The following is a 25,875-nucleotide window of genomic DNA, read 5'->3' on the forward strand; positions in this document are numbered from 1 at the left end:
GGCGCGGGGGCAGGGGCGGGCGCCGGAACCGCCTGTGGCGGGTTCAGATACTGGTAGATGAGCCCGATCATGATCGGGAGGAAAATCGGAGCGGCGAAGATCATCGACCAGGTGGTCCATCCGAGCGGCTGGGTGATCGCCTGGTATGCGATGAACAAGAGCAGCACCCCCGACGACGGGTTGCCGAGCCACCCGAGGAAGTTGTTCAGGAAGTCGCTCAGGAAGTCGAAGATGGCGCGAAAGAAGTTGCGCACGAAGTTCAGGATCGACTCGAAGAAGTCCTCGAAGAACCTGACGATCTGCTGCAGCAGATCCGAGATGGAGTCCGCGACGTTCAACGCCGCACCGGAATCGGCGGCGGTCACCATCGCTGCGGACTGCTGGGCGGCTGCTGCCGCCGAACCCGCTTCTCCGACACCGGGAGTCAGCAGGAACGGCGCGGGCATGGTGGTCGGCGCGGCGGCCACCGCGGCGCCTGACACCGCCTGATACGTACTCATGGTCGTGGCGGCCTGAATCCACATCCGCACGTAGTCGGCTTCGTTCAGCGCGATGGGAATCGTGTTGATCCCCAGGAAGTTCGTGCCGACCAGGATCCCGTGTACGGCATGGTTGAGCGCCAGCTCGGCCAGCGTCGGCATCGTCGCGAGTGCCACGCTGTAGGCGGCGGCCGCCGTCTCGTGCTGAACGGCGGTCGCCGTGCTGTTGGCACTCGCCTGTGCCAGCCACGCCAGGTACGGGGTGTGTGCGGCGACGTACTGCTCGGCGCTCGGGCCCTCCCAGGCGCCGCCCTGGACCCCACCCAACACGCCGGTCAACTCCGCTGCGGCCGAGGCGTATTCGGCGGCCAACGACTGCCAAGCCCCCGCGGCAGCCAGCATCGGGCCCGGGCCAGGGCCTGCGCTGAGCATCGCGGAATGCACCTCCGGCGGGAGAGCCATCCAGATGGGGGCCATCATGTTCAGCTACCGGCAACCAGGTAGGACGAAGCGGCCATCGCGTCACCGGTGAGATAGCTGGCACCGGACTCGCCGACCCCGACCCCGGAACGTCCGAGTTCCTCGACGCCGAGCGCGGCCATCGTGTTGTGCTGCACGCCGTGCGCGCTCATGCCCGCCGCGGTCTGCAGCGACACGGCATCGGCGGCGGGCGGCAGGACGGCACTGATCAGGGGCGCGGCCGCGGCGTGAGCGGCGGCGAGTCGGGCGGTCAGTGCCTCGACCGCGGCGCTCGCCGCGACAAGACCCTCGGGAACTACGCGCAGAGTCATCAGTTGAACTCCCTTCCTCTGTTTCCGTTGTGTCCGGTGCTGCCTGTACCGCCTTGGACTGTGTCTGCGAGCGGATTGACGAGCTGCAGGAACGTCGGAGCATCGCCGTCGTCGAGCAACATGGCGCGACCTGCGGGCAACCTGCGGAACCGGTGGCCCCTGATCTTGCCGCTGTCCTGCGGATTACCGGACAACATGACGATGGCGGCTTGCAGCTCGTTCAGGCGCCGCAGCAGCGGAGCAGTCATCAAAGCGTGCGCCGACCCCGTTGCTCGCGCAGTGACGATGACGCGCAGCCCCAGCTCGCTCGCCTGCGACAGCAACCCGATGATGCCGGTCCACGGACGTTGCCCGACGAACGGCCCGCTGACGGCGGGAGCGTCCGGGATCTGGTCGACGTCGTCGACGATCAGATAGTGGGTGTGGCCATCGGCACCTGATTGATAGGACCACCTGCTCAACTCCTGCGGGCTCAGCCCCGCCGGCGGTCGGCGCTTCTCCAAGAGTGCCGAGAGCCCGAGCATCGCGGGCGTGATCCGATCGATGTTCGGGGTGTACTCGTTGTCGGGGAACAACGGTTCCTCGACGAGGTGCAGACGGCGGTCGACGACCGTGAACGCCACGCGGTCCGGCGTCGAATTCTCGCGGATCGTGCGAATCACATGGCGCAGCAACGTCGTCTTGCCCGATTTGGAGTCGCCGAACACCATGAGTAACGGATTGTCCGAGAAGCTCAATGACACGGCGGCGAGATCCTCCTCGCGCTGGCCGACGACCACCCGCTCCGGCGCCGGATACAGCGGCGCCACTGCGGCCGGGGCCAGCTCCAGCGGCAGCAGCCGCACCGGCGGCGCGGCGACACCCGGGTACCGCGCATTGATGACCGCGATATCGCGCAGCGAGGGCTCCGCGACGAGGAAGTGCTCGGCGGCCATCGTCAGGCCGCGGCCCGGCTGGTCGGCGGGCACGGCTTCGGCGGGCCTGCGCAGCGCCCCGGTGATCCGCACATTGCTGTCACGCGCATCCGCGAGCTTGAGCTCGAGCCGCAATCCGAGCCCGTCACGCATCGCCAACGGCACCTCGAGCCAGTTCGGCGTGGTGATGATGACGTGGATGCCGTAGGACATACCGGTGTTGACGAGCTCTGTGACCTTGGCCAGCAACGGGTTTCGGGTGTTGAACGTGTCGGTGTTGTCACGGCTGAAGGCGTACAGGTTGTCGATGACAAGAAAAACTTCGCCATACTCATCACGCTCGCCGTTGCCGGAGTGGCCACGAGCTTGGCGCGCCTGCAAAAGCTGTTCGAGTTCACCGAACGTGCGCCGGATGCGTTCGGGTTCCAGTGGCGACGCGACGCTGCCGACGTGGGCGAGGTCTTCGAGCTCGCGCAACTGACCGCCGCCGTAGTCCAGGCAGTAGAACGTGACGTCGCGGGGTGAGTGCAGCGCGGCGGCCGACAGGATGAACGTCTGCAGCGCCGTCGTCTTGCCCGACCTCGGTCCGCCGTGAATCAGCACGTTGGCGGCGGCCGACGTCGCGTCGAAGATCAGCGGGTCACGCCGCATCGCGAACGGTCGGTCGATTTCGCCCAGCGGCCAACGCCATTCGCGCTCGGACACGTCCGCACGGGCGAGCAGCTCGTCCAGCGGTATCGGCTCGTCCAGCGGGGGCAGCCACAACCGCGGCGCCTTGGGGCCGTAGTGCGAGAGCTGGTCGCCGATGGTGGCGACGAGCTTGCGCGGCGGACGGTCCTCGTGCGCGGCGGGTTCGACGACCGTCACCGTATCCGCGGGCGCGTCCACGTGGCCGGCGGTGAACAGCTGCGGTACCGGAAGCGATTGCACGACAACCGACTTCTCGACCCTGGGCGGATCGTAGATGCCGTCGACATAGGTGCTGCGGAACTTGACCGGCATGGCGCCGGGCGTCGGCACCAGGTAACCCTCACCCTTGTGATCCGGCCCCGCCTCGATGTGGAATGCGTCCTCGACGCCGATGATCTGGCGGCTGACGGCCGGGCTCGCCACCTTGAGCCCGATCCGGTACGAGGTGTTCTTGTCGATGTCCTTGATGCGACCGACATCGAGAGTCTGCGACGCGAACAGAATGTGGATGCGGAACGAACGGCCCTTGCGAGCAACATAGTCGAAGAGCTCGGCGTACTCGGGATGGTCGGACAGCATCAGCGAGAACTCATCGGCGACGACGAGCAGCGTCGGCAACGGCGGCAGATCATGACCCGCCGCGATGGCGGCCTCGTATTCCAGCACCGAGTTGAAGGCGCTGCCTTGCACTCGCCTCCCGGCCTCCATCAGCAGTTGCTCGCGACGCGCCACCTCACCGCGCAGAGTGTCGGCGAAACGGTCGGCCAGGGAGCGCTTCTCCGCCATATTCGAGATGACGGCGACCACCTGCGGGAAGTCGCGGAAGATGTCGGCGCCGGCCTCACCCTTGAAGTCGGCGTAGATGACGATCAGCCGGTCCGCGGAGTGAGTGGTCAGCAGCGACAACAGGATCGACATCAGCGTCTGCGACTTGCCGGAGCCGGTCATACCGATCATCAGACCGTGAGGGCCCATGCCGCCCTCTGCTTCGTCCTTGAGATCGAACTCCAGCGGATCACCGGTCGACGTCACACCGATGGGTACCCGCAGCTCGTCTGCACGCGCGCGGGGCGCCCACAAACTCGCCACGTCCAGCGCCGCGGCGTCCGGAATCCCGAGCAGCGTCGAGAACGTCGCCACCCCGGCATTGCTCGTACGCGCGTGGCTCGGATTGGAATCCCAGCGGGACAGCCGTCGCGCGACGTGGCGGGCTTCGGCGACATCGAGGTGATCGGCCGCATCGACATACGGTGCCCAGCCACCGGATTGCCACCGCTCGAGCCTCCCGTCCGCGACGCGCAGGATGGGCCGTTCGGGGTCGGGGTACTGCTCGCGGTGCGGAGGTTCGGCGATGCGCTGCACCAGCGTCACACCGGACAACCCGCCGCGTGGCACCAGGATGTTCGGATCGGCGTTCTCGGGGTCGTCTACGACGATCAACAGATGCTTGGCACTCGAATCCGCGTCGGAGCCGAACGGTGCGCGGTCGTCGAGTACCGGTTCCAGCAGCGAGCGCAGTTGCGTAACGTCGTCGCAGAGATAACGCGCGGGGCCCGCACCGTCGGATGAGCCGGGTACGTCGTTGTGCGGCAACCACTTCAGCCACGACCAGTCGTCGCTCTGGAAGTCCGGTGATGCCAAGGCGACACCGAGGACGGCGGGGTCGTGCCAGGTGACCGCCTGGATGAGCCACGCCCGCAACGCACCACGAACCTCGTCGGGCTCGCCCAGCACGGAGATCCGCGAGACCTTGGCCAAATCGATCGCCGCGGGGACGGCGCGCACCGTGCGCTGCACGCCGAGCAGTCCGCGCAGCGTGGTGTGCGAAACCGGTTCGAGGTCGACCTCGTCGGCGCTGTCCTTGACCCGCAGCGCTGCGCCCAGCGGTGCATCGTGCAAACCCGTTCGCACTACGAGGAAGTCGCTGTCGTGCGGGTCGCGCTCCCACTGGCGGCGGGTGCCAGGCACCTCGGCGAGCAACTTGGGATCCGGATGCGACCACTCGAGGGCGGCACGCTGTTCGGCCGCGTGTGCGCGAACGTTGTCGCGGACCACCGACAGGTACCGCAGGTAGTCGGCCCGCTCGGCGTCCACCTCCTCGGTGCGCATCTTGTTGTCCGTGCCGCGGTAGAGCGCCGTCGCGGCCAGCAGCAGGACGAACGGGAAGAACAGCGTCGTCGGCGAGATCAGCCGCATACCGGTGGCGACCAGCGCGACGATCATGCCGATGATCAGAATGACGATCAGATACGGCAGCACCCGCCGCAACAACGACGGCGGCACCATCCGGGGCAGTTCCGGTGGCGGTTCGATCGTGATGGTGCCCTTGCGCACCGTCGGCGGCGCAATCCTGCGACGCGCTTCGAAGATGAGCCGACTCACGATGGGGTCTCCCTCACGACTGCGGGACGGGGGTCGGCCGCGAGCCCGTCGTGGGCCAACAGGGCGTCGGCACGCGACAACGTCGGGCCCTCCGCGAACTGGCTCAGCATCGACCATGGAATGGGTAGCGGCGGCGGGGTCAGTCCGAGCGCCTCGATCGTCCTCTGGTCACTCTCGGTGTCGACGCCGTACCGCACGCCGGTGTCGCTGAGCCAGAAGGTCGCCCCTCCGACCGGTTGCGTCGACGTCCCTCCGCCGTCCTGGCCGACGGTCTGCACCAGGAAGCCTGAGCCGGGTGTCAACACGACGCGGTCGGCAGTGGTGCCCGATCCGGCTCCGACCAGTGCGACGGTGCGCAGCTCGTCGACCACCGGAAGCGTTACGCCAGAACGCAATTGAAGCGTTCCGCCGGTCGCATCCGCGGGCCGTGTCCATTGGGCGCACGTCAGCGGTGCGTCGGTGGCGTCGACGACCGTGACCGGCTCGCTCGGATACGCGTCGTTGGCGATACCGCTTGCCACTGGCGCCTTGGCGATGTCGTCGGCTCCCAGCCGCGGCGGCTGGTTGAGGCCGAACGAGTTCGTGTTGCGCAGGATCGCGGCGACCACCGGCGAAACCGGTTGCAGCCCTTGGCGAAGCACCGCGTAGTGCTGTAGTGCGTTGTCGGCTCCGAACGATGTGACGACCGCACCGACCGGTGCCGGCGTCGGCAGCGGGTAGCTCGTCGGCTCACCCGCACCCTCGATGACGGGCGCAGTCAGCGCGGCAGCCTCCGGAATTGCGTTGAACAGTCCCGGAGCGACGGCGCGACTGGCGGGCGCGTCCGGGCCAAGACCCAGCGCACCGGTGACCGCGCGATCGTTCAGGTCGATCGTGCTGCGACGGCCGTCCCACAGCAGCCACGTGCCCGCGTTGGGCCCGGCCTCGTTGGAGACCAGAATGACCTCGTTCTTGGGCAGCACCGCGGCGCGTTCGCCGCCCTCGGTCAGCGGGGCGGCGATCAGCGTCACTCCCGTCGCCGGTCCGGACGCTCCGTCGCACACCGTCCAGTCCGCATCGCCAGTGGTGTTCTGCACCATGCGTTCTGGCGCACCCGGGATACCGATCAGGTTGCCGCGCGCAAACTGGTCGATCTCACTGGTCTTCACCGTGGTCGGGTTGTCGGGCCGGCCCGCGATCAGGCGCGCCGAGGTCAGGTTCAGCACCGGGTGCAACTGGTCGCCGAGGCGGACGTAAAGCGCCGACGTGGTGCGGTCCGCCAGGATCGCGTCGTTGCCCGCCACGCCGCCGGGCCTGATGAGCGAGAAGATGAAGCAGCCGGCGAGACCGGTGATCAGTACGAGTGCGCCGACGAGGACTGCGCGCGACTGGGTGCGCAGCGGATCGACGAGCATCCGGGTGTCATGTAGCGCCACACCGGAGGCGATGCGCCGCATGATGAATCGCCAGCCCGAGACCTGATGGCGCGTGACGAATCCACGCCGGTAAGCGACCCGGTCGGGGTTCTCGTTGACCGGAGTCCTGGAGGTGAACTCGCGGCGGTCACCACCCTCGCGATCCTGGCCGCTCATTCGGACACCGACAGTCCGAGGCCGCGCAGCAGCGGGATGGCGGATCTCGTGACGTCCTGGTCGGTGATGGTCATCAGCTCGTCATCGGTGAAATCGTCTGCGTCGGAATGATCGAGACGGTATTCCCGCTCCTCTTCCGAACGCTCCACGAGGTTGCGGACGAACCGGCCGTTGCCGGCGATGTCGAGGTTGCGTCGCTCGATCCCGTTGGCGTCGGGCGTGGTGACCGAAGCGAGTTGGCCGAACAGCGTCTCCATGTGTTGTAGCGCCGCCGCTTCGAAGACGCTGTCTCGCTTCTCGGCCATCCGCATGGCGATCTCCACCAGTTCATGCGGCGAGTACGACGGGAAGTCGATGCTGCGGGTGAACCGCGACCGCAGACCCTCGTTGGTGTCGAGGAACGCGTCGAGGTCCTTGCGGTAACCCGCGACGATCACGACCAGCCGCTCGCGGTCGTTCTCCATACGGGCCAGCAGGGTGTCGATGGCGACGAGGCCGAAGTCGTTCTTCGCGCCGGTCGACACGAGCGCGTACGCCTCGTCGAGGAACAGCACGCCGTCGAGTGCGCTGTCGATGATGCCGTTGGTCTTGGCCTCGGTCTCGCCGATGTGCTGGCCGATCAGGTCGGCGCGGTGCACCTCGCGCACGGTTTCTTTCTTGAGAATGCCCAGCCCGCAATAGATTTTGGCGACGACGCGCGCAATCGTCGTCTTACCGGTGCCCGGAGGGCCCGCGAAAACCAGGTGGTTGGTGCGGTTGGCCACGGTCAGCCCGCGCTCCTGGCGACGGATCGCCATGGCGACCGAGCTCTTCAGCCGGGCCACTTGGTACTTGACCTCTTCGAGGCCGATGAACTCGGCGAGCTCCGCCTCGGCCTCGATCAGCAGGTGGGCCTTGCGCTCCTTCGCGCCGGGATCGACGAAATCTGTTTCGGTGGGCTCGGTTTCGGGATCCCACGGATCGGTCCGGGCCTCGATCCTGGCTGCCGTCGTCGGCACGATGCCGTACGACGTATCCGTGATCGCGGTCTCGACTTCTTCGTTCTCGGGGTTGGCGGCGTAGAGCTCGGCAAGCACGTCGGCGGCGTCGAGGTCCTCGCCCTGTGCGCGCAGAGACAGCGCCCTGGCCAGCGCGCCGTCGACGGCCGCAACCGCGACGGGTCCGGATGGGTCCTCGAGGTAGGACAGCGCCGGGGCGAACATGCCCAACCTCGCGAGCGAGGTGCCCAGTGCGATGCGCACGGCGTGCGCGTACCTCTGGTCCAGCTTCGTGTCGTTGACGATGGGGGTCAGCAGGCGCACCACATCCGACCATCGCTCGGTCCGGTAGTACATCGCGACCCGCACCCACCGCGCCTCGAGCCAGCTCGGCCGCCGCGCGATCAGGGGGTCGACGAGTTTGTCCGCCGCCGCATAGTCGCCGGCGTCGCACAGGGTGACCGCGTAGGCCAGCGCGAAATCGTCGGGCGTCGAGGCCGCGAATTGGAGGTAGAGACCGGTGTCGTAGTCGAACACCAGATCGCCGTCGGCGAGGTCGACCTCGCGCTGCAGCACACCCGCGGACTTCACCGTCTGCCACACGGCCTCGATGACACGCGCGCTCGTATCGCCGGCGGCGGCCAGACCCGTCCACGCGTCGCACTGCTCACGGGCGATTCGCGTCAGTTCGGCAAACCCGGACCGGGCCGCCGAGAGATCCGGCGGGCGCCGCCGATCGTGGACAGACAAGCCCAGCGCCCGGCAACACGTCGCAAAACGACTCACGACGTCGCTGTCGACGCGGGACGTCGCAGCAAAATCCGTTGATACAGGCACGTGCGCTTGTCTCCCCCGTAAGTTATGGCAGGCTAACTTTCGAAAAGTTAGCATTGCATAACTTAACTGTCGAGACTCACGGTGTGGGGTTACGACGTGACTGCACTCACCCCTTGATCGCGCTGACCAGACTGATCGTCGCGGTCATGGTGCCTGCGTCGGACTCGGGCGAGGCGCGCCAACCCCTGGCGGCGAACCACTGGGCCGCCGGCTCATGCTGCTCGTTGTAGATGAGCTCGAAGAACGGACCGCCGTGGGCCGAGCCTCCCCCGATCCGCTCTTCCTCTTGTTTGGCGGCGAACGCGTCGGCATCCATCGGCACGGACTCCTCCACCGCAGCGTGGCTGCCGGCGCCGAGAGCCAGTCGATGCCGGCGAACAGCTGAACCTGCGCGGTCGCGGGCAGATAAATCAGGAGGCCCTCGGCAATCCAGGCAGATGGCGACGTGGGGTCCAACCCGTGATCGAGCAGCGCCCGCGGCCAGTCATCACGCAGGTCGACGGCGACTTCACGACGCGCGGCGATGGGCCGCACCCCGGCCAGGGCACTACGCCCGGGCCGCGGCCACGAACAACGCCGTCGACCCGACACTCGTCTTGATGCCCCAGGTGTCGTTATCGGTACGCATGTAGCCGTTCTACGCGGCCAATCTGACAACCTGCTTACAGCCCAGGTGACTGCCCGCTAGGTCAGCGGACGGCCGGTTCGGATCCGCCAGTCGAGATCCCGCAGCATCCAGTTGAACGGGAAGCGCCGAATGAAGCGCGGCATCACCTTGTTCACGGTCCCGATAACCGTCATCACCCGATTGAACCTGCGCTGCTTGCTTGCATCCCACGGCAGTCGCATCTCGTCGCGGAACCGTTGCGGCAGAAAGCCGGTGGTCATGAACAGGTTGACCGCGTCCAGCCGCTTCTGCAACGGCCGCGGCAACGTGGCGTTCCCGAGACGCCCGGCCGCGATGGGCCACAGATACTCATGGACGGCGTCGTCGATGTGAATCTGTTCCAGTGACTGCTGCCAGTACTCGTCGAAAGCCTTGCGATCGGCAGGCCACATCTCCGCGGGCACCTGCAACGTCGTGCCGAGTGTCATGCCTTCGCGATAGTGGCGGTCCGCGGTTTCGTCATCCATCTCGCCGACGAAGATGCGATGAACGTCGACGAAACCCTTGTACAGGCACGCCGCCACCCACATCTGCAGGTCCTTGTCGAAGGCGTTGTATTGCACCGGGTCGCCCGGCTCCGAGTACACCTGTGCGTGGGACTTGTTCACCGCGCGGCGATACAGCTTCTTCTGCTCCTCGGTGCCCGAGAGGGCGACCGCGAGATAGGTGAAGGTGGTCCTGGCCCGCTTGATGGGATGACGGTCGGCGCGTCCACTTTCGACCCGGCTGTCCTTGACCCCGTACCCGACGCCGGGGCGGGCCAACTCCATGATCACGTTGGCGCCTCCGGACAGCAGACCGATGAACGCGGCGTCATCCGCGGCGCCCATCCACCTCGGCGGCTTCTTCCCGCCGGGAAGCACCGGGTCGTTGAGGGGACGCTCGACGTGATCGATCGGAACAGTGACCGTCATTGGCCGCCACCTATCGGTAAAGTGAGAACGTGTGTTTCCTGATATTGCCCTGTCAATGGGACAGGTGTCAAGATGGCAGGCATGGCACAGGTCCGTCCCTACCGCGGCGTCGACGCGGTCGAACGCGTCGCAGGTCGCCGTCGCCGCCTGCTGGATGCCGGGCTCGACCTACTCGGCGCCGCAGGTAAGGACCCCGCCGAGTTGACCGTGCGCGCAATCTGCGGGCAGGCCGCGCTGGGCGTTCGGTACTTCTACGAAAGCTTCAACGACAAAGACGACTTCGTCGGAGCGGTGTTCGACTCGGTGATCGCCGACATCGCCGCGACCACCCAGGCCGCCGTCGCGGCGGCATCCCCGGCCGAGCAGGCCCGTGCCGCGATGGCCAACGTCGTCCGCACGATCTCCGCCGACCCCCGCGTCGGACGCCTGCTGTTCAGCGTCGAGCTGTCCAATACCGTGATCGTGCGCAAGCGCGCGGAGTCGACGGCCTTGTTCGCCGCCCTGCTCTTCGCCCATGCGGGCGCGAAAGGGGCGCTGGACAACGACCAGGTCAAGGCCGCATCCCATTTCGCGGTCGGCGGCGTGGGTCAAGCCATCAGCGCATGGCTGTCCGGGGAAGTCGAACTCGACCACGACGAGCTGGTGGAGCTGCTGGCCGCGCTGATCGATCAGCTGGCCGCGATGCCGCCAAGACCCTAGACGCCCACCCGGGGCCGGCGATCCGCGGCGGTCTTCGGCTCGGTCGTGGTGTCACTGTCGGTGAATTCCTTGGTCCAGCAGGCGAACTCGAGGGTGATGCCGTCCGGATCGAAGAAGTAGAACGACCGCACGTACACCCCCGGATGTACCGTCGGGGAGACCTGCTGCTTGCTCTCGTCATGGTTGAGCACCGGGCCGACGCGCACACCCTTGTCCTTGAGCCGCTGCCGGTATTCGTCAAACTTCTCCGCCGGGACATGGAACGCCAGGTGATTCATGGTGCTCACGGCGCTCACGATGTCGCCGATACCCGGAATCGCTTCGGGCGACGAGATTCCCGGAACGCGATCCGGTGCGTCGGCGAACCAGAAGAACGCCACGCAGTCGCCGTTACCTGCATCGAAGAAGAAGTGTTGTCCCATGCCCCCCGGCAGGTCGAGTGACTTGATCAACGGCATTCCAAGCACATTGCTGTAGAAGTCGACCGTCTTCGCCATGTCCGAGCACACGAGCGCTACGTGGTTGATGCCGCCGAGTTCGAACTCGGAATTCGGGTTGTTCGGCTTGATCATGTGTGGCTGCTCCTCTAGTCAAGCTCGATTTCTGAATCTAACATCAGGTTCAGGTTCGATCAATGGTCCGATCGGCGAACCGATCAATGGTCGAGGAGAGGCCGTGTCCGCAAGTTCTCGCGTGCAGCTTCCGACGCTGCGCGGTCGGCGGACGCAGGCGGCGATCGACGCGGGAGCCCGATCAGTGATCGCCCGCAAAGGCATTCTCGCAACGACGATTTCGGATATCGCCGCCGAAGCCGGCAAGTCCACCGCATCGTTCTACAACTACTACGACTCCAAGGAAGCGATGGTCCGCGAGTGGGCCCTGCGGTTCCGCGACGAAGCCAGGGAGCGCTCGCGGGCCGCGGCCGAGCCGGGCCTGTCGAACTGGGAGCGCTCCTACCAGGTCGCGGCCGCTCACTGGCACACCTATCGCCACCAACTCGCCGAGATCGTCAGCGTGTCGCAACTGGCGATGGTCAACGACGACTTCGCGGAATACTGGAACGACATCTGCTCGCTCCCGATCACGCTGGTCACCCATATGGTGAAACATGCTCAACAACAGGGCTTCTGCGTTGACGATGATCCACGCCTCGTGGCAGTGGCGTTGGTGTCGATGCTCAACCAGTTCTGCTACACACAATTGGCCGGGGACGCCGGGCGGGGTGGCGGGAAAGACCCGCACGGTGATGGGGACGCCGTCGATGACGAGGCATGCATCATCACGCTTGCCAACATCTTCTACCGGACGATCTATCACAAGGGGGCGGAATGACAAGGACACCATCGAGCGGCGGAACCCCTGGTGTCACCCGCGAATTCGTCGGCGCGCAGTCACCCACCGCACGTCGTGCGGGTGCGGGCGGGAACCCCTGTCAGGGCCTCTACTACCGCGGCGTCGGACGAAAACCGAAGGTGGCGATGATCGCCACGCACTACCAGATCGACTTCTCCGAACACTATCTCGCCGACTACATGGCGACCCGGGGTATCGGCTTCCTCGGGTGGAACACGCGATATCGGGGCTTCGAGAGCAGTTTCCTGCTCGACCACGCACTGGTCGACATCGGGGTGGGAGTGCGCTGGCTGCGCGAGGTGCAAGGGGTGGAAACCATTGTTCTGCTGGGTAATTCCGGCGGTGGTTCACTCATGGCGGCGTATCAGGCACAGGCTGTCGATCCGCACGTGACCCCGCTGGACGGTATGCGTCCTGCGGCGGGTCTCAACGACCTGCTGCCCGCGGACGGCTATATCGCGAGCGCTGCCCATCCCGGCCGTCCCGACGTCCTGACCGCCTGGATGGATGGGTCGGTCGTCGACGAAAGCGACCCTCTCGGCAGCGATCCCGAGCTCGACCTGTTCAATCCGGAGAACGGCCCACCCTTTTCCGAGGAGTTCGTCGCGCGCTACCGCTCGGCACAGATCGACCGCAACAACGCCATCACCGACTGGGCCGAGAACGAACTCAAACGCGTGCACGCCGCCGGCTTCTCGGACCGCCCGTTCACGGTGCTGCGGACCTGGGCGGACCCACGCATGGTCGACCCGTCCATCGAGCCGACCAGGCGTCAGCCGAACATGTGCTACGCGGGCGAGCCGATCAAGGCAAACCGCTCCGCGCACGGTATCGCCGCGGCGTGCACGCTGCGGAGCTGGATCGGCATGTGGAGCCTGCGGCACGCGCAGACCCGGGCCGAGCCGCACCTGTCCCGTCTCGCCTGTCCCGCGCTGGTGATCAACGCCGAACAGGACACCGGTGTGTATCCGTCGGACGCGCAACGCATTTATGACGCGCTGGCCTCCGAGGACAAGGCGCAGTGCTCCTTCGACACCGACCATTACTTCTCGACGCCGGGCGCACGCAGCGAGAAGGCCGATACCATCGCCAAATGGATCGCGAAGCGGTGGCGTTGAAAGTCCTCGCTCACTACGTTCCCGGTGACAGAGTCGCGCAGTTCGTTGCACCAGAAGTGGATTGGCTCGATATTCGCTACTGCGCCGAAGATGACGACGACGCTTTTTATCGAGAGCTCCCCCATGCCGACGTGATCTGGCATGTGCTGCGGCCGATATCGGGCGGGGACCTCGAGATGGCTCCGCGGTGCCGGCTCGTGCACAAGCTGGGCGCGGGCGTCAACACCATCGACGTCGAGACGGCGACGCGGCTCGGCATCGCCGTGGCGAACATGCCGGGCGCGAATGCCCCATCGGTCGCCGAGGGCACCGTGCTGCTGATGCTTGCCGCGCTGCGCAGGCTAACCGAGCTCGACCGCGTCACCCGCGACGGCAACGGCTGGCCCTCGGATCCGAGCCTCGGCGAGACGGTGCGTGACATCGGCGGGTGCACCGTCGGCTTGATCGGCTACGGCAACATCGCGAAACGCGTCGAAGCCATAGTGAGGGCGATGGGTACTCCGGCTTCTCGGGTGCTGCACACCAGCACCCGCGACGACGGTCTGCCCGGCTGGCGCGCGCTGTCCGACCTGCTTTCGGAAAGCGACATCGTCTCCCTGCACATCCCGTTGACGGACCAGACCGCGGGCTTGCTGGATCGCCGCGCCCTCGCGTCGATGCGTTCCGATGCGGTGTTGGTGAACACCTCCCGTGGCGCGGTGATCGACGAGGACGCGCTCGTCGACGCGCTGCGATCGGGCGGGCTGGCGGCCGCGGGCCTGGACGTTTTCGCCGTCGAGCCGATCCCCGCCGGAAATCCGCTCCTGACCCTGGCCAACGTGGTGCTGACCCCCCATGTCAGCTGGTACACGCTGGACACCATGAGGCGATATCTGGAGGTGGCCGTGGACAACTGCCGCCGCATCCGGGATGGCCGGGACCTCGCCAATGTCGTGAACGGTATCGTGGTTCCCAACCGACCGGTTAATAGGGAAACGCCACAATGAGGTGCAACAGCTATGCCCATCGCAATCAACACTGAGCACAACGACCTGGCTGATTCGGTCCGGTCCCTGGTGGCGCGGGTCGCGCCGTCGGAGGTGCTGCATGAGGCACTGGAGACGCCGGTTCCCAACCCGCCGCCGTACTGGAAGGCCGCCGCCGAGCAGGGTCTGCAGGGTGTGCATCTGTCGGAATCCATTGGCGGACAAGGGTTTGGTGTTCTCGAGCTGGCGATCGTGCTGGCCGAGTTCGGCTACGGCGCGGTACCCGGTCCGTTCGTACCTTCAGCGATCGCCAGCGCACTGATCGCCGCCAACGACCCCGACGCGAAGGTGCTGGCAGACCTGGCGTCCGGTGACGTGATCGCGACCTACGCGATCGACTCCGGCCTGACGGCCACCAGACAGGGCAACGACCTGGTCATTCGCGGTGAGGTCCGCGCCGTCCCCGCGGCCGCGCAGGCGTCGGTGCTGGTGCTGCCGGTGGCGATCGACAGCGGCGAGGAGTGGGTGATCCTCGACGCAGAGGCGCTTGAGATCGAGGGGGTCCAGAGCGTGGACCCACTTCGCCCGGTGGCCGACGTGCGCGCCAACGCCGTCGAGGTCGGCGACGACCGCGTGCTGGGCAACCTGAGCCGCAACCACGCACGCGCAATCATCTCGACGCTGCTGTCCGCAGAGTGTGTCGGAGTCGCGCGGTGGGCGACCGACACGGCGACGGCGTACGCCAAGATCCGCGAGCAGTTCGGCCGGCCGATCGGTCAGTTCCAGGCCATCAAGCACAAGTGCGCCCAGATGATCGCCGACACCGAGCGGGCGACCGCCGCGGTATGGGACGCGGCGCGTGCCATCGATGAGCACAGCGAAAACCCCAGCGATGAAACGGCTTTCGAGTTCGCCTCGGCAGTCGCGGCCACGCTGGCTCCCGCAGCCGTGTTACACACCACCCAGGACTGCATCCAGGTTCATGGCGGCATCGGCTTCACCTGGGAACACGACACCAACGTGTACTACCGCCGCGCGCTGCTGCTGGCCGCATGCTTCGGCCGCACCAGCGAGTACCCGCAGCGGGTCGTGGATATCGCGACGAGCACCGGAGCCCGCAAGCTCAACATCGATCTGGATCCCGAGACGGAGAAGCTACGCGACGAGATCCGCGCGGAAGTGGCGGCGCTGAAAGCGATTCCGAGCGATGAGCGGACCACCGCGATCGCCGAGGGCGGCTGGGTGGTGCCCCACCTGCCCAAGCCCTGGGGTCGCGCGGCGGGCCCCGTCGAGCAGATCATCATCGCGCAGGAGTTCAGCGCCGGCCGGGTCAAACGTCCGGCGATGGGCATCGCGGCGTGGCTGATCCCGTCGGTGGTGGCATTCGGGACCGAGCAGCAGCAGCAGCGCTTCCTGCCACCGACGCTGCGCGGCGAGATGATTTGGTGCCAACTGTTTTCCGAGCCCGGCGCCGGCTCGGACCTGGCCAGCCTGACCACCAAAGCCACCAAGGTCGACGGTGGCTGGCGGATCACCGGCCAGAAGATATGGACCACCGGCGCGCAGTACTCGCAGTGGGGCATGCTGCTGGCCCGCACCGATCCGAGCGCCCCGAAGCACAACGGCATCACCTACTTTCTGCTCGACATGAGCAGTGACGGTGTCGAGGTGAAACCGCTGCGCGAACTGACCGGCAACGCGATGTTCAACACGGTGTTCATCGACGACGTGTTCGTCCCCGACGACATGGTGCTCGGTGAGGTGAACCGCGGCTGGGAGGTCAGCCGCACCACCCTGACGGCCGAGCGGGTGTCGATCGGCAGCACTGAGCCGCCGTTCCTGCCCACCTTCGACGGCTTCGTCGACTTCATCCGCGACGGCCAGTTCGATCAGGTCGGGAAGAACACCGCGGGTCATCTCATGGCCGAAGGACACGCGGCCAAGGTGCTGAACATGCGGTCCACCCTGCTGACGCTGGCCGGTGGCGATCCGATGCCCGCGGCGGCGATCTCCAAGCTGCTGTCCATGCGAACCGGTCAGAAGTACGCCGAGTTCGCGGTGTCCTCGTTCGGCACCGACGGCGCCGTGGGGAATCCGGAGACACCGCAGGGGAAGTGGGCCGAGTTCCTGTTGGCCAGCCGCGCGACGACCATCTACGGCGGCACATCAGAGGTGCAGCTGAACATCATCGCCGAGCGGCTGCTGGGCTTGCCTCGCGATCCGTAACCGCCCTCGACGGCGGGCGTACGATCGAACTGTTGACTCACGAAAGGGGTCGGCAGCTATGAACCTTCTCAAGCGACGCCCGTCGCGGTTGATCATCACCGGTGCCGCGGCACTGGGGTTCCTGATTGCGCCTGCGGTGTTGACGGCGGAGTCGGCGGTCGAGTCGGAGGCCGCGCCGTGCTACCCCGGCTTCGTCCCCGGTAACCCGTACATCCCGTCCTGCAACGTCGGACCGCGCATCCCGAGGGTTCGCGGCGGGCCACCGGATCAGGCGGCGGTGATCGCGTGCCGCGATATCCCGGGATGCCTGTCCTGGTACATCAACCATCCGCACTGAGCACGGTTTCTCCGTGCGGTACGCGGGAACCCGTTCGACATGACCAATGACGTCGAGAAGCGCTGGGACCGGCCCCGCACCTTCCGTGCCGCGGCGGTCTACGTCGGCGCGGTCGTCGTTGTGGCGGGCATCGTCTTCGCCATATACGGATTGGCCGCCCGGGAATCGGTGATCGCGGCATCGCTGGTGCCGGCCGTTTTGTTCGCCGGCGGCGTCGGCGCATTCGTCAAGACGTATCGCGAGTGGAAAGTACAGGGGCCGTGGGTGGCCTGGCAGGGCGCGGGCTGGTTCCTACTCACCCTGATGCTGGTGTGCCTGTCGATTCCCGGCGCCGCGATACTGTCCGCCTAAGGCAGGTGGAACTATTCCGACCCTTCGGTGTCCATCTCACGTAGTTCGCGCTTGAGGATCTTGCCAGTGGGATTGCGCGGCAACTCGTCGAGGAACACCACCTCGCGGGGGACCTTGTAGCGGGCCAGATTGTCCCGCACGTACGCCTTGATGCCGTCCTCGTCGATCGACGCACCATCGGTCTTGACCACGAAGCAGCGCAACCGGTGCCCCCACTCCTTGTCTTCGACACCGAGCGCGGTGGCCTCGACGACCTCGGGATGCCCGCTCACCAGGTCCTCGATCTCGGCGGGGAACACGTTCTCACCGCCGGAGACGATCATCTCGTCGTCACGACCGCTCACGTACAGCAGACCGTGCTCGTCGAAGTAGCCGACGTCGCCGGACGACATCAGTCCGTCGATGATCTGTTTGTGCCCGCCACCGGTATAGCCCTCAAAGGGGAAGGTGTTGCCGACGAAGATGCGTCCCACCTCGCCCTGCGGTAGCTCGGCGCCGTTGTCATCGAGGATCTTGACCTTGACGCCCTTGACGACGGGGCCGACCGTGCCCGGATTGATCGACAGGTCCTTGGGCCGCGCGATGGTCGCGAAAGCGATCTCGGTCGAGCCGTACAGGTTGTAGACGACGGGGCCGAGGTCCTTCAGCGCGCGCGTCGCCAGCTCGGCGCCCAGCTGTGACCCGGACACGAACACGATGCGCAATGACGACAGGTCGGGTTTGGGCTGGGTCTTCTCGAGTTCGTCGAGCAGCCGAGACAACATCACCGGTACGACGACGATTGCGGTGGCCTTGTTCTTCTCGATGTCCGCCAGCACGGTCGCCGGCTTGAAGCGCCTGCGCAGCACCAGCGTGGAGCCCAGCATCATCGCGATCGTGGCGTGCAGGAAACCGAGCGCGTGGAACATCGGCGCCGGAAGCGACGTCACCTCCCCCGCCTTGAACGGGACGTGGGACAGCACGCCGCCGATGGGCGCCAGCGAGGGCGGGGTGCTGCGGTTGGCTCCCTTGGGCGTCCCGGTGGTACCGCTGGTCAGGATGATGATCGACGAGTGCTTGCTCACCTTGGGGGCGTGCGCGGAACTGCTGCGGGCGATCAGATCCGCGATCGTCTCGTCGGTGCTTTCGGACGGCCCGTCTTTGTCCGGGTTGGTCGGTAGCGCGCGCAGCTTGCCGAAATCGGGGTCGGCCTGCGAAACGGCGGACGTGTACTCGTCGTCGTAGATGATGACCTTCGCGCCTTCGCGTTCCGACACCTCCTTGACCTGGGGTCCGGAGAATTCGCTGTTGAGCAGGATGATGCGCGCCCCGGTGCGGGCCGCGCCGTACACCGAGACGAGGAACCACCGGTGGTTTCGCGCGAGGATCGCCACCCCGTCGCCACCCTTGACGCCCATGGCCAGCAGGCCGTTGGCGACGGCGTGCGCCGCATCGTCGAGTTCTTTGAAGGTGAACTCGCCCTCGTCGTCGATGACGGCGACGCGATCCGGCGTGCGGCGCGCGTTGAGCGCCGGGATCATGCCGAACTCGCCCCAGCGCCGGATGTCGGCGAGGAACGCGGCGATGTTCTGCGGTGCCTCCAGCTTCAGCGCGCCGGCTTCGAACATCTTGCGGGCGTAGTGCAGTTCGGCCGATCCGCGCTCCAGGTACTTCTGGGAGGTCTGCTGGATCTTGGCCGCTGCCTGCAACGGAAGATCGGTTAGCTTGGGCATGAACCCACAATATGTGACACGGGTCGCATGTCGGCCTGGAACCTAACATGGACCCATGCCCGCCCCGCTCCACTTGGAGGTCGACGGTCAGCAGGTGCCCATCACCAACCCTGACAAGGTCGTGTTCCCGGCATTCCAGGGACACGGCGAGGTCACCAAGATGGACCTGATGCGCTACTACCTGCGCGTCGCCGACGGAGCGCTGCGCGGTGTGGCCGACCGGCCGATGATTCTCAAGCGGTTCGTCAAGGGCATCACCGAGGAGGCGGTGTTCCAGAAGCGTGCGCCAGCGAAGCGGCCGAACTTCGTCGACGTCGCCGAACTGAAATACGCGTCCGGAACGTCGGCCAAAGAAGCGGTGATCCGCGACGCGGGTGGGCTGGTGTGGGCTGTCAACCTCGGCTGTGTCGACCTCAATCCCCACCCGGTGCGCGCCGACGACCTGGCCCACCCCGACGAGTTACGCGTCGACCTCGATCCGATGCCCGGTGTGGACTGGCGCCAGATCGTCGCGGTGGCGCTGATCGCCCGCGAGGTACTCGAGGACTACGGGCTGACGGCATGGCCCAAGACCTCCGGGTCGCGAGGCTTCCACATCTATGCGCGCATCGAACGACGCTGGCCGTTCAAGCAGGTGCGCCTGGCCGCACAGACAATCGCGCGCGAGGTGGAAAGCCGCGCTCCGGACCTCGCCACCAGCCGGTGGTGGAAGGAGGAGCGAGAGGGTGTGTTCGTCGACTTCAACCAGAACGCGTTCGACCGCACGGTGGCATCTGCCTACTCGGTGCGGTCGCTGCCGGACGCACGGGTGTCGACACCGTTGTTGTGGGACGAGGTCGCCGACTGCCATCCCGAGCAATTCACCATCGCGACCGTGCCACAGCGGTTCGAGGATTACGGCGACCCGTGGGAGGGAATAGACGACTCAGCGGGTTCACTCGATTCGCTGCTCGACCTCGCCGACAAGCTCGGCCCGCCCGAGAAGGCGCCGCGCGGCGCACGCAAAGGAACGGGCCGCCGTGAGTCGGTGATGCCGCTGATCGAGGTCGCCCGCACGAAGACCAAAGACGAGGCGATGGCCGCGCTGGACGCCTGGCGTGAACGTTACCCGTCGGTAGCTGAAAGGCTCGAAGCGCCAGACATTCTGGTAGACGGCATGCGGGGCCCCAGTTCGATCTGGTACCGCATTCGAATCAACCTGCAACATGTGCCCGAGGATCAGCGGCCTCCGCAGGAACCGCTGCTCGCCGACTACAACCCGTGGGAGAACTACACGGGGCCGCAATGGATGCGCCGAGACTGACTCGTTTGCTATTCGGCAGACCTGGGCACCAAAACACGTTCTTACCAAAGTATTAGCGATAGCACCCGGTTGCCTTACTTTGCCTGGATACCTTGAGACTCAAGAGACCGAGGGGAGGCAACATGTACGGCAACCCGGCGTTCGATTGTGCTGGCGCTCAGATCCATGCGGTGTGCCGTCAGTTGGCCACCGTAGTGACCGTCGAAGGCGTGATCGACGACACCAACATCGAGCGGGTCACCGCCCTGGCGCTTCGGTTCGTCATCGCGGAGAAACCCTTCGTGCTCGACCTCAGCAGCGTGAGTTCCTATTCAGGACACGCACTTTCGCTGCTGTCCGCGGTCGACGAGAGTTGCTTCCACAGCGGTGTGGAGTGGTCGCTGATCACCAGCGCCCCCGTCATGCGCGCGATGCAGGCTGCCGGGCTCAGCTTCCCGGTCGCCGAGTCGATTCCCGACGCGCTCCATCATTTCGCCGACAGCATCGACGAACGCCGTCGCCTGCTGCCCCTGCTGACCAAGAAATCCGCATAGCGGAAAGGTCCGAAAATGCTTCTCGATATTCGCTGGCTCCAGTTCCTGCTTGGGCGCCGTCACCTGCCCGCCAGGCGCGCACTGCCCGCCGCTCGGTAACCGTATTGCGCTGGATCGTCGACGGCATGAACGTCGTCGGGTCCCGCCCGGACGGCTGGTGGCGCAATCGCCGGTCGGCGATGTCCACCTTGATCGAACATCTCGAACGTTGGGCGTCCACCGAAGGTGAGGACGTGACGGTGGTGTTCGAGCATCCGCTGTCACCGCCGCTGGAATCGTCGGTCATCACCATCGCGCACGCACCGCGGGCGGCGGCCAACTCGGCCGACGACCACATCGTCACGCTGGTCGGGTCCGCCGAGAATCCGCAGGACGTCCGCGTGGCTACCTCGGATCGTGCACTGTCAGAGCGGGTCGGGGCGCTCGGCGCGACGGTCTACCCCGCGCAGCGCCTGCGTGACCTCATTGACCCTCGCTGACGCGCTCACCGGTCCAGTTGGCCAGCAGGCGTAAGGCGGTCTCCGAGGGCGACGCCGCCTCCGCGGTGTAGAGGCACAGGGTCTGGTCGGGATCGCCGAGTAGCGCGACGGACTCGTACTGCAACGTCAGGTCCCCGACGAGCGGATGGTGGTAACGCTTCGTTCCGTGCGTGCGTTCGCGCACATTGTGATCGGCCCAAAAACGGCGAAACTCCGGGCTCTTCACCGACAGCTCACCCACCAACTCCATCAGCAGCGGATCGTCGGGATGACGTCCGGCGTCCAGGCGCAAGGTCCCGACGTTGTCCTTGGCGACCTCCTCCCAATCGACGAACAGCTCTTGGGTGGACTCGTCTAAAAAGGTGTAGCGCAACAGATTTCGTTCGCGTGGCGGGAGCGCTTCGAAATCCGTGAGTAGCGCCCGCGCCAGTTTGTTCGCGGCGAGCACATCCATCCGGCGGCCGAAGACGAACGCGGGCGTCACGTCGTCCAGCGTCTCGAGGATGCGCCGCACACCGGGCCGCACGCGTTGCACGGGCGCCGGCGCACGCCTGCGCGGCCGTCGCGGGTTGGTCTTGGCGATCCGAAACAGGTACGCGCGTTCGGTGTCGTCGAGGCGCAACGCGCGAGCCACGGCATCGAGAACCTCGTCGGACACATTCAGGTGCCGGCCCTGTTCGAGGCGGCTGTAGTAGTCCACGCTGACACCGGCAAGCGCAGCGACCTCTTCGCGACGCAACCCTGGCACGCGTCGCCTACGACCGGTGCCGCCGACATCGACATCGTCGACGTTCAGCCGCGCGCGGCGGGTACGCAGGAAGTCCCTCAGCTCCGCGTTGTGCTCCATGTCAACCAGTCTGAGGCCCCCGGCGCGTGCACGCCGGAACAAACGTAGGTCTGCCAGACCTAGGTAGAGCAGTGCTCGAATAGGCGGAAAGCATCGTGCCGTCGCGATGTTGATGTGGGCATGACCACTTCAACCAACACCACCAACACCGACACCACTCTCATCGGCCGCGTCGCCGTCGTGACCGGCGCGTCCAGCGGCATCGGCGAGGCCACCGCCAAGCGCCTGGCCGCATCCGGCGCCAAGGTCGCCGTGCTCGCTCGGCGCGCAGAACGACTCGACAAGCTCGTCAACGAGATCGAGCAGGCCGGCGGCACCGCCCTGGCCGTTCCCATCGACGTGTCCGACGCCGAGGCCGTACGCGCCGCCGCCGATCGGGTGGCTCGCGAGCTGGGCACCGTCGACCTGCTGTTCAACAACGCCGGGGTCATGCTTCCGGCACCCGTCGAGGAACAGCGCTTCGATCAGTGGCAGCAACAGATCGACCTGAACATCAGCGGCCTGATGTATGTGATCGGCGCATTCATTCCGCAACTGATCGCGTCGGCTTCCGAGAAGGGGGTCGCCGACCTGATCAACACCTCGTCGATCGGCGCGCAGAACATCTTCCCGAACTTCGCCGTCTACGCGGGAACGAAGGCCTACGTGACACACATGTCGCGAACGCTGCGTGCAGAACTCGGCCCCAAGGGAATCCGGGTCTCCGCGATCGAGCCTGGCATCGTCGGGACGGAACTGCCGAACCACGTGACCGACGCCGGGGCAGGAGAATGGATCTCCGAGACGAAGGGGCAGATCGATGTGCTCGAATCCGAGGATGTGGCTGAGGCGATCAACTTCCTGGCCAGCCAGCCGGCCCGGGTGAACTTCCAGCAGCTCACGATCATGCCGACCGCGCAGGTTTCCTAGCCGCCGGCACGATCGCCGCGAGGTCGGATCGGTCGCTGACTAATATTCGTCCATGCCGTCCAAGGCAAGGCGCCCCGACCTCGCGGCGATGCTCGCTCCGCTGCTCCGTGAGTTGATCGCCGCAGAGCTTCCAGTGCTGGCCGAACACGATGTGTCGATGTGGGGCTACGCCGTGCTGCTCGCCCTCGACGAATCCCCGGTACGCACCCAGGCGGCGCTCGCCGAGGCCATCGGTGCCGACAAGACGCGCATCATCCCGACGCTCGACGAGCTGCAGACCAAGGGCCACATCGAGCGGCACGCCGACCCCGACGATCGCCGCGTACGACTGCTTTCCATCACCGAATCCGGCCGCCAGGTGAAAGAGACGGTGCAGAACGACATCCAGCGCGCCGAGGAGCGCTGGCTCTCGGCGCTCTCAGCCGACGAGCGTCGAGTGTTCCTGAACGCGCTACAGAACATCACACGCGTGCGCCATGCCCCTTAGGGTCGAAGAGTGAACCGCCTCGACCGCTTCTTCGAGATCTCGGAGCGAGGGTCCACGCTCACCAACGAGATCCGCGGCGGCGTAGTCACTTTCATCGCGATGGCCTACATCATCGTGCTGAACCCGATCATCTTGTCCGGCATCGACGACGTCACGGGCAGCCAGCTCGAATTCGATCAGGTCTCGGCGGTGACGTCGCTGGCCGCGGGCGTCATGACCATCCTGTTCGGTCTCATCTCGCGACTGCCATTCGCGTTCGCCGCGGGACTGGGCCTCAACTCGTTCGTCGCAACGACGCTGGTCGACTCGCTGACCTGGCCCGAGGCGATGGGACTCGTCGTCATCAACGGGCTCATCATCGTCGCACTCGCGGCGACCGGGTTGCGCAGACTCGTCTTCGACGCCGTCCCGATCCAGCTGAAGATCGCGATCACCGCCGGCATCGGCTTGTTCATCCTGTTCATCGGATTGGTCGACGCCGGCTTCGTCGGGTCGACGGGAACACCGTCGCCTCCGATGGGCCTGGGCATCGGCGGCGCCGGGGACATCAGCACAGTCCCCACCGTCATCTTCGTGTTCACGCTGTTGGTGACAGGCATCCTCGTGGCGCGACGGGTGCGTGGCGGCATCCTGATCGGACTCGTCGCGGGCACCGTGGTCGCCGTCGTCGTCGAGGCGATCTGGCATCTCGGGTCGGCGGTCGAGAAGCCCGGCGGCTGGAGCCTGTCGGTGCCGACCTTGTCGGGATCGCCGTTCGCGCTGCCCGACCTATCACTGATCGGCGATGTCAGCCTCTTCGGCAGCTTCGGCCGCATCGGGGCGATCGCCTTCGTGATGTTCGTGTTCACTCTGGTCTTCGCGAACTTCTTCGACGCGATGGGCAGTTTCACCGGCCTCGCGCGTGAGTCCGGGCTCGCCGACGATCAAGGAATCTTTCCGCGCCTGCGTTCGGCGCTGATCGTCGAGGGCGCCGGCGCGGTCGTCGGCGGGGCGACGTCGGCGTCGTCGCAAACCGTCTTCGTCGAGTCCGGAGCCGGTATCGAAGAGGGCGCCCGTACGGGTCTCGCGAATCTCGTTACGGGCGTTCTGTTTATGGCCGCCATGTTCATCTCGCCACTCGCATCGATCGTTCCGACCGAGGTCGCCGCGGCTGCGCTGGTGGTCGTCGGAACGATGATGGCGGCCCATCTGCGGCACATCGACATATCCGAGTTCTCCATCGCGCTGCCCGTCGTGCTCACCGTGGCGACCATGCCGTTCTCCTACTCGATCGCCAACGGCATCGGCGTGGGATTCATCGTGTGGGTGGTGACCCGCTCGGCAGCGGGCAAGGCCCGCGAAATCAGCCCGCTGATGTGGATCGTCGCCGCGGGCTTCGTGGTCTACTTCGCGCGCGGCTGGGTCGAGTCACTGCTTGGCATGTAGCGCCGCGAGGTCGTGAGGCCCCGCCGCGGGATAGCCGTGCGCCGCACGCACGGCGTCGGAGAACCGCCGTAGGACGACAACGGCATTCTCGAAGTCGTCACCAAGGGCTCGTAGGACCGGCACGCACTGCGCATCGGTGCGGCTCTCGATGGCCTCCCGCTCCTGCCTGCCTCGATCGGTCAGCCCGCCATCGTCGATCACACCGCGGCTTTCCAGGCCGGCGATGGCCGCGTCGAGCTCGCCGTCCGACCAGCCCCTGGTCCTGACGTACGTCTTGGGCCCCAACCCCCAGTACAGCTCGGTCGTCAGTCCGATCTCGATGGCGCTGTAACCGGCCGACGTCCAGGCGGCCGTATGCGCGTCGCCGCGGAATTCGCGAAGGCGGTCGGCGAACCGCCACGCCGCGCTGAGCGGGTCCTCGGGCACATCGGCATTCATCAACCCCGCATAAAGCGGGCGCCCCGCGACTGGAAGCGATCCGCTCACCGGTCCCAGGAGTCGGGCCAGCTCGTCGGCGCCGTCCGGGTTGGCCCCGAGGATCCTTCGCAACTGACCCGCGGCGGCCTCATCCCGGGCCGCGATGATCTCCACGGCGCTCGTCAGCGACCAGCCGTGTTCGATCGCAGGTACCACGATCGCCGGGTTGAACACCGCGAACGCCGACGCCACCACCTCACCCGGCACCTGTCCGAGGATCGCGCCGCGACTGCAGAAGTAGGCGTTCATATCGGGCATCGCCACCCCGCCGGCGCGTCCCGGACTGCCGGAGAAGCCGAGCTTCTCGTACCCGGCGTGGGCCTCGGGGGCGAAATAAACCTGCCCGGCGAAGGCTTCGACGGCACCCGCCAGAATTCGCGTTGCGCGAAACGCGCTATCAGCACCGGCCATTGGCTCACGGTAACCTGCAGA

23 protein-coding genes and 1 pseudogene are annotated in these 25,875 nt (G+C 66.3%); 13 read left to right on the top strand and 11 right to left on the bottom strand.

Annotation, left to right across the window (positions count from 1 at the left end; genetic code table 11):
• From BST47_RS23580 to BST47_RS23610, 7 genes and pseudogenes are all read right to left on the bottom strand, one after another.
• On the bottom strand, positions 1–959 hold a 959-nt coding region (locus BST47_RS23580), incomplete at its 3' end, for a PPE family protein (RefSeq protein ID WP_133056241.1).
• A gap of 2 nt (positions 960–961) precedes the next feature.
• The gene (locus BST47_RS23585; protein WP_083128106.1) at positions 962–1,270 is read right to left on the bottom strand and encodes a PE family protein; all 309 of its coding nucleotides are present in this window, start codon (positions 1,268–1,270) and stop codon (positions 962–964) included.
• The gene (eccCa, locus tag BST47_RS23590; RefSeq protein WP_083128107.1) at positions 1,270–5,256 is read right to left on the bottom strand and encodes a type VII secretion protein EccCa; all 3,987 of its coding nucleotides are present in this window, start codon (positions 5,254–5,256) and stop codon (positions 1,270–1,272) included. The genes BST47_RS23585 and eccCa overlap by 1 nt, the downstream gene beginning before the upstream one ends.
• Positions 5,253–6,827, bottom strand: coding sequence for a type VII secretion protein EccB (gene eccB, locus BST47_RS23595; protein ID WP_083128108.1), 1,575 nt, complete (start codon positions 6,825–6,827; stop codon positions 5,253–5,255). The genes eccCa and eccB overlap by 4 nt, the downstream gene beginning before the upstream one ends.
• Entirely contained in the window at positions 6,824–8,641 is a 1,818-nt protein-coding gene (eccA, locus tag BST47_RS23600) for a type VII secretion AAA-ATPase EccA (protein WP_083128109.1), read from the bottom strand. The genes eccB and eccA overlap by 4 nt, the downstream gene beginning before the upstream one ends.
• Before the next feature lie 106 nt (positions 8,642–8,747).
• Positions 8,748–9,178, bottom strand: a pseudogene (locus tag BST47_RS23605) (SAM-dependent methyltransferase); the annotation flags it as partial.
• A 147-nt stretch (positions 9,179–9,325) separates the two neighbouring features.
• A complete protein-coding gene (locus BST47_RS23610; protein WP_083128110.1) occupies positions 9,326–10,222 on the bottom strand; it encodes an oxygenase MpaB family protein in 897 nt (298 codons plus the stop codon).
• A gap of 81 nt (positions 10,223–10,303) precedes the next feature.
• On the opposite strand from BST47_RS23610, the gene BST47_RS23615 reads away from it, so the two are divergent.
• Positions 10,304–10,921 carry a TetR/AcrR family transcriptional regulator gene (locus tag BST47_RS23615; RefSeq protein WP_083128111.1) on the top strand — a complete coding sequence of 206 codons (618 nt, stop codon included), beginning with the start codon at positions 10,304–10,306 and terminating at the stop codon, positions 10,919–10,921.
• Here BST47_RS23615 and BST47_RS23620 read toward each other — a convergent pair.
• The gene (locus tag BST47_RS23620; protein WP_083128112.1) at positions 10,918–11,493 is read right to left on the bottom strand and encodes a VOC family protein; all 576 of its coding nucleotides are present in this window, start codon (positions 11,491–11,493) and stop codon (positions 10,918–10,920) included. The two genes, BST47_RS23615 and BST47_RS23620, sit on opposite strands and share 4 nt — an antisense overlap.
• Positions 11,494–11,596: 103 nt before the next feature.
• On the opposite strand from BST47_RS23620, the gene BST47_RS23625 reads away from it, so the two are divergent.
• Genes BST47_RS23625 through BST47_RS23650 form a run of 6 tightly spaced genes read left to right on the top strand, consistent with a single transcriptional unit; the run spans position 11,597 to position 17,271 of the window.
• Positions 11,597–12,253 (top strand): TetR/AcrR family transcriptional regulator, encoded by a 657-nt coding sequence (locus BST47_RS23625; protein WP_083128113.1) that lies wholly within the window; start codon positions 11,597–11,599, stop codon positions 12,251–12,253.
• Entirely contained in the window at positions 12,250–13,392 is a 1,143-nt protein-coding gene (locus BST47_RS23630; RefSeq protein WP_083128114.1) for an alpha/beta hydrolase, read from the top strand. The genes BST47_RS23625 and BST47_RS23630 overlap by 4 nt, the downstream gene beginning before the upstream one ends.
• Complete coding sequence (locus BST47_RS23635) at positions 13,368–14,378, top strand: 2-hydroxyacid dehydrogenase (protein WP_207568680.1); 1,011 nt, start codon at positions 13,368–13,370, stop codon at positions 14,376–14,378. The genes BST47_RS23630 and BST47_RS23635 overlap by 25 nt, the downstream gene beginning before the upstream one ends.
• A 12-nt stretch (positions 14,379–14,390) precedes the next feature.
• Positions 14,391–16,583 (top strand): acyl-CoA dehydrogenase family protein, encoded by a 2,193-nt coding sequence (locus BST47_RS23640; protein ID WP_083128115.1) that lies wholly within the window; start codon positions 14,391–14,393, stop codon positions 16,581–16,583.
• Positions 16,584–16,641: 58 nt separating this feature from the next.
• A complete protein-coding gene (locus tag BST47_RS23645) occupies positions 16,642–16,920 on the top strand; it encodes a hypothetical protein (RefSeq protein ID WP_165799843.1) in 279 nt (92 codons plus the stop codon).
• Positions 16,921–16,959: 39 nt separating this feature from the next.
• Positions 16,960–17,271 (top strand): hypothetical protein, encoded by a 312-nt coding sequence (locus BST47_RS23650; protein WP_083128116.1) that lies wholly within the window; start codon positions 16,960–16,962, stop codon positions 17,269–17,271.
• Positions 17,272–17,282: 11 nt separating this feature from the next.
• On the opposite strand, the gene fadD2 is transcribed toward BST47_RS23650, so the two are convergent.
• Positions 17,283–18,983, bottom strand: coding sequence for a long-chain-fatty-acid--CoA ligase FadD2 (fadD2, locus tag BST47_RS23655; protein WP_083128117.1), 1,701 nt, complete (start codon positions 18,981–18,983; stop codon positions 17,283–17,285).
• Positions 18,984–19,038: 55 nt separating this feature from the next.
• Here fadD2 and BST47_RS23660 point away from each other — a divergent pair, with 55 nt between their 5' ends.
• From BST47_RS23660 to BST47_RS23670, 3 genes are all read left to right on the top strand, one after another.
• Complete coding sequence (locus BST47_RS23660) at positions 19,039–20,286, top strand: DNA polymerase domain-containing protein (RefSeq protein WP_083128118.1); 1,248 nt, start codon at positions 19,039–19,041, stop codon at positions 20,284–20,286.
• Positions 20,287–20,408: 122 nt separating this feature from the next.
• The gene (locus BST47_RS23665; RefSeq protein ID WP_165799844.1) at positions 20,409–20,819 is read left to right on the top strand and encodes an STAS domain-containing protein; all 411 of its coding nucleotides are present in this window, start codon (positions 20,409–20,411) and stop codon (positions 20,817–20,819) included.
• A 104-nt stretch (positions 20,820–20,923) separates the two neighbouring features.
• Positions 20,924–21,298, top strand: a complete 375-nt coding sequence (locus tag BST47_RS23670; protein ID WP_083128119.1) for an NYN domain-containing protein — start codon at positions 20,924–20,926, stop codon at positions 21,296–21,298.
• Here BST47_RS23670 and BST47_RS23675 read toward each other — a convergent pair.
• On the bottom strand, positions 21,282–22,145 hold the full coding sequence (locus tag BST47_RS23675; RefSeq protein ID WP_083128120.1) for a helix-turn-helix transcriptional regulator: 864 nt from the start codon (positions 22,143–22,145) through the stop codon (positions 21,282–21,284). The genes BST47_RS23670 and BST47_RS23675 overlap by 17 nt on opposite strands.
• Positions 22,146–22,265: 120 nt before the next feature.
• Between BST47_RS23675 and BST47_RS23680 the strand changes: the two genes are divergently transcribed.
• Genes BST47_RS23680 through BST47_RS23690 form a run of 3 tightly spaced genes read left to right on the top strand, consistent with a single transcriptional unit; the run spans position 22,266 to position 24,966 of the window.
• The gene (locus tag BST47_RS23680) at positions 22,266–23,054 is read left to right on the top strand and encodes an SDR family oxidoreductase (protein ID WP_083128201.1); all 789 of its coding nucleotides are present in this window, start codon (positions 22,266–22,268) and stop codon (positions 23,052–23,054) included.
• Positions 23,055–23,106: 52 nt separating this feature from the next.
• The gene (locus tag BST47_RS23685; protein ID WP_083128121.1) at positions 23,107–23,541 is read left to right on the top strand and encodes a MarR family winged helix-turn-helix transcriptional regulator; all 435 of its coding nucleotides are present in this window, start codon (positions 23,107–23,109) and stop codon (positions 23,539–23,541) included.
• A gap of 9 nt (positions 23,542–23,550) precedes the next feature.
• A complete protein-coding gene (locus BST47_RS23690) occupies positions 23,551–24,966 on the top strand; it encodes an NCS2 family permease (RefSeq protein ID WP_083128122.1) in 1,416 nt (471 codons plus the stop codon).
• Here the strand turns inward: BST47_RS23690 and BST47_RS23695 are convergent.
• Positions 24,949–25,854 carry an SCO6745 family protein gene (locus BST47_RS23695; RefSeq protein ID WP_083128123.1) on the bottom strand — a complete coding sequence of 302 codons (906 nt, stop codon included), beginning with the start codon at positions 25,852–25,854 and terminating at the stop codon, positions 24,949–24,951. The two genes, BST47_RS23690 and BST47_RS23695, sit on opposite strands and share 18 nt — an antisense overlap.
• Positions 25,855–25,875: the final 21 nt, after the last annotated feature.

Source organism: Mycolicibacterium tusciae, assembly GCF_002086795.1.
Lineage (GTDB): Bacteria > Actinomycetota > Actinomycetes > Mycobacteriales > Mycobacteriaceae > Mycobacterium > Mycobacterium tusciae.

What these genes read in the sequence shown, in the direction of transcription:
- BST47_RS23585 (WP_083128106.1), bottom strand. Translation starts at nt 1,270, where the DNA reads ATGACTCTGCGCGTAGTTCCCGAGGGTCTTGTCGCGGCGAGCGCCGCG.
- eccB (WP_083128108.1), bottom strand. Translation starts at nt 6,827, where the DNA reads ATGAGCGGCCAGGATCGCGAGGGTGGTGACCGCCGCGAGTTCACCTCC.
- BST47_RS23610 (WP_083128110.1), bottom strand. Translation starts at nt 10,222, where the DNA reads ATGACGGTCACTGTTCCGATCGATCACGTCGAGCGTCCCCTCAACGAC.
- BST47_RS23615 (WP_083128111.1), top strand. Translation starts at nt 10,304, where the DNA reads ATGGCACAGGTCCGTCCCTACCGCGGCGTCGACGCGGTCGAACGCGTC.
- BST47_RS23620 (WP_083128112.1), bottom strand. Translation starts at nt 11,493, where the DNA reads ATGATCAAGCCGAACAACCCGAATTCCGAGTTCGAACTCGGCGGCATC.
- BST47_RS23630 (WP_083128114.1), top strand. Translation starts at nt 12,250, where the DNA reads ATGACAAGGACACCATCGAGCGGCGGAACCCCTGGTGTCACCCGCGAA.
- BST47_RS23635 (WP_207568680.1), top strand. Translation starts at nt 13,368, where the DNA reads ATGGATCGCGAAGCGGTGGCGTTGAAAGTCCTCGCTCACTACGTTCCC.
- BST47_RS23640 (WP_083128115.1), top strand. Translation starts at nt 14,391, where the DNA reads ATGCCCATCGCAATCAACACTGAGCACAACGACCTGGCTGATTCGGTC.
- BST47_RS23645 (WP_165799843.1), top strand. Translation starts at nt 16,642, where the DNA reads ATGAACCTTCTCAAGCGACGCCCGTCGCGGTTGATCATCACCGGTGCC.
- BST47_RS23650 (WP_083128116.1), top strand. Translation starts at nt 16,960, where the DNA reads ATGACCAATGACGTCGAGAAGCGCTGGGACCGGCCCCGCACCTTCCGT.
- fadD2 (WP_083128117.1), bottom strand. Translation starts at nt 18,983, where the DNA reads ATGCCCAAGCTAACCGATCTTCCGTTGCAGGCAGCGGCCAAGATCCAG.
- BST47_RS23660 (WP_083128118.1), top strand. Translation starts at nt 19,039, where the DNA reads ATGCCCGCCCCGCTCCACTTGGAGGTCGACGGTCAGCAGGTGCCCATC.
- BST47_RS23665 (WP_165799844.1), top strand. Translation starts at nt 20,409, where the DNA reads ATGTACGGCAACCCGGCGTTCGATTGTGCTGGCGCTCAGATCCATGCG.
- BST47_RS23675 (WP_083128120.1), bottom strand. Translation starts at nt 22,145, where the DNA reads ATGGAGCACAACGCGGAGCTGAGGGACTTCCTGCGTACCCGCCGCGCG.
- BST47_RS23680 (WP_083128201.1), top strand. Translation starts at nt 22,266, where the DNA reads ATGACCACTTCAACCAACACCACCAACACCGACACCACTCTCATCGGC.
- BST47_RS23685 (WP_083128121.1), top strand. Translation starts at nt 23,107, where the DNA reads ATGCCGTCCAAGGCAAGGCGCCCCGACCTCGCGGCGATGCTCGCTCCG.
- BST47_RS23695 (WP_083128123.1), bottom strand. Translation starts at nt 25,854, where the DNA reads ATGGCCGGTGCTGATAGCGCGTTTCGCGCAACGCGAATTCTGGCGGGT.